Annotated in this window: 6 protein-coding genes; 3 read left to right on the top strand and 3 right to left on the bottom strand. The window is 73.2% G+C overall.

Annotated elements, in window-relative coordinates; translation table 11 throughout:
* Window positions 1-142 precede the first annotated feature (142 nt).
* Window positions 143-1,162: a hypothetical protein gene (locus ACFV6D_RS37875; RefSeq protein ID WP_380563263.1), complete on the bottom strand. Its 1,020-nt coding sequence runs from the start codon at window positions 1,160-1,162 to the stop codon at window positions 143-145.
* A gap of 164 nt (window positions 1,163-1,326) precedes the next feature.
* Between ACFV6D_RS37875 and ACFV6D_RS37870 the strand changes: the two genes are divergently transcribed.
* Entirely contained in the window at window positions 1,327-1,920 is a 594-nt protein-coding gene (locus tag ACFV6D_RS37870) for a TetR/AcrR family transcriptional regulator (RefSeq protein ID WP_380563261.1), read from the top strand.
* A 93-nt stretch (window positions 1,921-2,013) separates the two neighbouring features.
* Here the strand turns inward: ACFV6D_RS37870 and ACFV6D_RS37865 are convergent, their stop codons facing one another.
* Together ACFV6D_RS37865 and ACFV6D_RS37860 are read right to left on the bottom strand one after the other, a co-directional pair.
* The gene (locus tag ACFV6D_RS37865) at window positions 2,014-2,562 is read right to left on the bottom strand and encodes a hypothetical protein (RefSeq protein WP_380346211.1); all 549 of its coding nucleotides are present in this window, start codon (window positions 2,560-2,562) and stop codon (window positions 2,014-2,016) included.
* A 116-nt stretch (window positions 2,563-2,678) separates the two neighbouring features.
* Window positions 2,679-3,260 carry a TetR/AcrR family transcriptional regulator gene (locus ACFV6D_RS37860; RefSeq protein ID WP_380423494.1) on the bottom strand — a complete coding sequence of 194 codons (582 nt, stop codon included), beginning with the start codon at window positions 3,258-3,260 and terminating at the stop codon, window positions 2,679-2,681.
* Between the two features lie 98 nt (window positions 3,261-3,358).
* Between ACFV6D_RS37860 and ACFV6D_RS37855 the strand changes: the two genes are divergently transcribed.
* Together ACFV6D_RS37855 and ACFV6D_RS37850 are read left to right on the top strand one after the other, a co-directional pair.
* A complete protein-coding gene (locus ACFV6D_RS37855) occupies window positions 3,359-4,102 on the top strand; it encodes an SDR family oxidoreductase (RefSeq protein ID WP_380491885.1) in 744 nt (247 codons plus the stop codon).
* A gap of 133 nt (window positions 4,103-4,235) precedes the next feature.
* Window positions 4,236-4,733: a hypothetical protein gene (locus ACFV6D_RS37850; RefSeq protein WP_380346215.1), complete on the top strand. Its 498-nt coding sequence runs from the start codon at window positions 4,236-4,238 to the stop codon at window positions 4,731-4,733.
* Window positions 4,734-4,901 lie beyond the last annotated feature (168 nt).

Raw genomic sequence — 4,901 nt, 5'->3', positions numbered from 1 at the left:
AGTTACGCGTCGAGTTGGGTGCCGCCTTCGGCGGTGGCGCCGCGGCGGCTCCCCAGCCGGGAGGTGGGTGGTGGGTGCGCAAGGGTGTGAATCAGTAGACCGGTCTGCATATTTTTCCGAGGCGGCGCCGGGCGGTGCCTGGTCAGTGGGTGTGGTGGTAGGTGGCGAGGGTGGTGAAGGCGGCCTTGGGGTCCCAGGGGAGGTCGGGGTAGGTGGTGCCGGGGCGGTCCTCGTAGACCTTGACGATGCCGTAGCTGGCGAGGTCGAGGTCGTCGCGGGGGTCGGCGTCGGGGCGGTGTACGTGGTCGTACAGGGCGAAGGTGAAGACGAAGGTGGCGTCGATGCCGCCGGCGTCGAAGGCCTCCAGAAGTTCGCGCAGGTAGGCGGCCTGGCCGGCCTCGTCGCGCTCGTGCGCGGCCTTCAGTCGGACGGGGCCCTCGGCGTCGTACTCGACGATGTCCAGGCCGAGCGCGCCCCGGTCGCCCGCGCCGCGGTAGCCGGCGGAGCCGAACTCGGTGATGGCGACGGGCTTTCCCTGCGCGGCCAGCTCGTGGACGCCGTCGGCGAACCGGTCGGCGGTCTCTGCGGAGCGGTAGAGGTCGAGGGAGATGAGGTCGAAGGGCGTCCAGTCGACGCGCTCCAGCGGTACGGCGGCGTAGGTGACGCGTCCGCCGAAGTGTCCGCGGACGGTGGCCACGGCCTGGTCGAGGAACGCGTTGACCCGGCCGCTGACCGTTCCGAGGTGTTCGCGGACGAGCTCGGGTCGGCTGAGCAGGGCGATGCGGTCGTCCGTGGTGTCGCCGGGCAGGAATCCCGGGTTCATCAGGCTGAGTTCGGCTCCGGTGACGAACACCACCTCGGCCCCGCGCCGCCGCAGCCGTTCCGCGCGCTCGGCGCAGTCGGCGAACAGGGCCAGCAGCTCGTCGGCGGTGAGTTCCAGCGGGTACGGGGAGTACCAGACCTCCAGTCCGAGGTCGGCGGCGAGGTCGGCGGCGAGTTCGATCCGGTCGGGGTCGCCGCCCATGATGCGGACCGCGTTGCAGTGCAGGTCGTCGCGGATGATGCGCAGTTCGCGTTCGACCTCCTTCGGGTCGAACCGGCTGCGGGAGTACGACCCGTTCCTGACGAATCCGGTGTCGTAGCTGATGCCTTTGGCGCGCACGATGTCCTGCCTTCCTGGGGGTGGGCGGGGAGCGGCAAATACGGTACGGCTAGTACCCTAGTTGGCGCGGGTCGGAGAAGACAAGAAGGATGGGAGGGTAGGGAGCGGTATCGACGGGGGTATCGACGGCGGTACCGGCGACGGGATCGGACGGGACGAGGGCCATGGCCGGGCAGACACGGCGGCGCGGGGCGGCGCTGGAGGAGGCGATCCTCCAGGCGGCGGTGGCGGAGCTCACCGAGTCCGGATTCGCCGGGCTGACCATGGACAAGGTCGCCGCCCGCGCCGGCACCAACAAGAACGCCCTCTACCGCCGCTGGCCCAACCGCCTGGCCCTCGGTCTCGCCGCCTACAAGCAGCTGGCCACCGCCGCCGTGCCCCCCGACACCGGTGAACTGCGCGGGGACGCCCTGGAGTTGCTCCGCCAGGCGAACCGGCACTGGAGCTCCCCGCTCGGCGCGATCCTGCGCGAACTCCTGGCCGCGGCCGGTGGCGCGGCGGAGTTCCTGGCGCAGCTCCAGGACCAGTCCGGCGAGGCCGCGGCCGCCCCCTGGCTCACCGTCCTGGGGCGCGCGGTCGCCCGTGGCGAAGCGGCTCCCGAGGCGCTCCACCCCAGGGTCGCCACGGTGGCGGTGGTGCTGCTGCGCAACGAGTTCGTGGTGCGGGGCGTGCCGACCGCGCCCGACGACGTCCTGGTCGAGATCGTGGACGAGGTCTACCTGCCGTTGATCCGACGCCGCGGGCCGGCGGACGTCTGAACGGGCACGGCCCCGGAGTGGCGCCCGGCGGGGCTCGGCGGACGGGCTGAGGTCGGGCTGAGGTCGGGCTGAGGCCGGCGCGGGCCTCCGGGGTCAGGAGCCGCCGAGGTGGCGCGCCTCCAGGTACACCGTCCGCTCGGTCTGTCCGGGGTCGGCCAGCGCGCTGAAGCGGCTTCCGGTGGAGGTCGTGAAGTCGACGAAGAGGTCGTAGGTCACGTTCTTGTCGAAGGACCAGCCGAAGGTCCGGGTCTCGGTGTCGGAGTCGAAGCCCGTCCCGGCCCCCTGTCCGGGGCTCCAGTGGACGGGGCGGGCCAGGTCCACCGAGTGGTCGGCGAGGAAGCGGTCCACGCAGTCCTTCGGGGCCCGGAAGCTCAGGTTCAGGGCTTCTCCGGGGTACTTCGCGGATCCGTGGAACCCGACGTCCTGAAGGTCGCACGCGGGCAGGTCCAGCCCGAACGCCTTCGTCACCTTTTCGAGGGTCTGCCCCTTCGGGCTGCCCGGGTACGCCCTCGGGTCCGGATCCGGGTCCCCGGCCGCGCAGCCGGCCACCAGGGCGACGGCGGCGGTCGCGGCCGCAGCCAGTGCGGCCGCGCGTCGCGCCGGCCGGGATGTGAACGGCCCTGCTGCGTCTAGCCCTTGCATGAATCTCCCCTCCCCGGACGGGTGCCGTCCCGCAAGGAGGGCCCCACGGGACGGTACCGAAGGCGGATCGGATGATCAACCGGCGTGGGCGCCGGGCAGGATCCGCCGGACGGGTCCTAACTGTTCCCGGCGACCAGGGAGTTGGTGAGCCGGTCGGCGACGGTGGCGTCGAGGGGGGCGTGGCCGAGGAGGAAGCGGTACCAGAAGACGCCGTAGACCTGGTCGACGATCAGGTCGAGGTCGGTGTCGTCGGCGAGTTCGCCGCGTTCGCGGCCGCGGGCGAGGAGGTCGCGCAGGGCGGTGCGGCGGGTGGCGGTGAAGGTCTGCATGAGGTCGGCGAGGTGGGGGTCGCGGGCGGCTTCGCGGACGAGGGTGCGCAGGGCGGGGGCGGTGGTGTCGCGCTGGGAGCCGTCGAAGGTGGTGGCGATGAAGGCGCGGAGGTCGGTGCGCAGGGTGCCGGTGTCGGGGCCGGGGGCGTCCTGGTCGGCACGGTCGGTGAGGGCGTCGAGCAGGACGGCGCCCTTGGAGGGCCACCAGCGGTAGACGGTCTGCTTGCCGACGCCGGCGGTGCGGGCGATGGCGTCGATGGTGACGGGGGTGCCGTCGGACTCGGCGAGCAGGTGCAGGGCCGCGTCGAGGATCGCCTGGTGGGCGGCTTCGTTGCGGCGGCGTCCGGTGTGCGGGCGGGCTTCGGTCATCGTGTTCCCTTTCCTCTTCCCCCGCTTGACAAGACTAGCAGTCTCGATAACATTATTGACGGAACTAGCGGTCTCGACAAGATGAAGGACACGCCACCATGGGCACCACGTCAAACCTCTTCACCGGACAGCGCGTCGTCGTGATGGGCGGCAGCTCGGGCATCGGCGAGGCCGCGGCCACCGCCTTCGCCGCGGACGGCGCCGAGGTCGTGATCACCGGCCGCGGCCGGGACCGGCTGGACGCCGCCGTCGCCCGGATCGGCGGCAAGACCGTCGGCCACCAGCTGGACGCGGCCGACCCCGAGGCCGTCGCGGCCTTCTTCGCCCGGTCCGGCACCGTCGACCACCTGGTCGTCGCGGTCAGCGGCGCGGCCGGCAGCGGCCCGTTCGCCCAGCTCGACCTGGCCGAGCTCGCCACCGGGTTCGACGCCAAGTTCTGGCCGCAGGTCCGCGTCCTCCAGGCGGCGCTGCCGCACCTGCGGTCGGACGGATCCGTCACGCTGATCACCGCCGCCTCCGCCCGCGCCGCGATCCCCGGCACCGCCGGACTCGCCGCCATCAACGGCGCGCTGGAGGCGATGGTCCCGCCGCTGGCCGTCGAACTCGCCCCGCTGCGGATCAACGCCGTCTCGCCCGGCGTCATCGACACCCCGTGGTGGGACCGCGTCCCGGCCGAGCAGCGGACGGCGCTGTTCGACGGCCTCGCCGCCACCACCCCGGTCGGCCGCGTCGGCCGGGCCGAGGACATCGCGCAGGCCATCCACCTGCTGGCCGCCAACACCTTCGTGACGGGCGTGGTGTTCGACTGCACGGGCGGGGCCAACCTGCCCACCGGGCGCTGAACGAACCGTCGGCCGACCGGGCCCGTGGCCCGCAGCCGTATCCGGCCCGCAGTCGCGCCCGGCCCGCAGTCGCGCCCGGTCCGGAGCCGTCTCCGGGCCGGGCGTTGTCACAGCTCAGCCGTACGGTTCGGTCATGAGCGTTCCCGACCTGATCCCCATCCGGTACGAGCCCGACTACCGCACCCGCACCATCGGCCGGTGCGAGGGCGGCCAGTTCCTCGCCTCCGTCACGGCGGCCTTCCCGGAGGTCGGGGCCGACGTCGAGAACTGGCAGGCGCAGAAGCGCTGGTTCGCGGTGCTCCACCGCTTCGACGACGCCGGCCGGCACCTCGACTCGCGCATCCGCTCGACCGGCACGACGGCGGACGGCGAGAAGGCGGCCGTCGAGGCCGCCCGCGCACTCCTCGCCGACTGGCTCGACGCCCTCCCCGGCCGCGCGTACGGGGACGTCGCCATCGCGCCGTTCGCCGTCCGGGTCGAGGGGGCGCTGTTCGGGCTGGTCATCGAGACGGACGAGGAGGACGAGGAGGAGGAAGAAGAGGGCGAGGACGGCGAGGGCGGGGTCTGGGCCGAGCTCTACCCCGACGGCCTCGGCTTCCACGCCCCGTGGGACGGCTGCTACGACACCTGAGCCGCGGCCGCCGTCACCACTTCGCCTCCTGGCGGTCCTTGAGGAACACCCCCGACCGCCGGGGGGGGGGGGGGGCGCCCCCCCGCCCCCCCGCGCGCGGGGGGGGGCGGGCGCGCGCCTCGCGCGGGGGGGGCCACACGGGCCACCAACAGACGACGAGACCTCTGT

Source organism: Kitasatospora sp. NPDC059812 (assembly GCF_042732075.1).
GTDB lineage: Bacteria > Actinomycetota > Actinomycetes > Streptomycetales > Streptomycetaceae > Kitasatospora.
Note: the sequence above shows the minus strand (reverse complement) of the source record. Positions and strands in the feature narration are given on the sequence as shown.

What these genes read in the sequence shown, in the direction of transcription:
- ACFV6D_RS37855 (WP_380491885.1), top strand. Translation starts at nt 3,359, where the DNA reads ATGGGCACCACGTCAAACCTCTTCACCGGACAGCGCGTCGTCGTGATG.
- ACFV6D_RS37850 (WP_380346215.1), top strand. Translation starts at nt 4,236, where the DNA reads ATGAGCGTTCCCGACCTGATCCCCATCCGGTACGAGCCCGACTACCGC.
- ACFV6D_RS37860 (WP_380423494.1), bottom strand. Translation starts at nt 3,260, where the DNA reads ATGACCGAAGCCCGCCCGCACACCGGACGCCGCCGCAACGAAGCCGCC.
- ACFV6D_RS37870 (WP_380563261.1), top strand. Translation starts at nt 1,327, where the DNA reads ATGGCCGGGCAGACACGGCGGCGCGGGGCGGCGCTGGAGGAGGCGATC.
- ACFV6D_RS37865 (WP_380346211.1), bottom strand. Translation starts at nt 2,562, where the DNA reads ATGCAAGGGCTAGACGCAGCAGGGCCGTTCACATCCCGGCCGGCGCGA.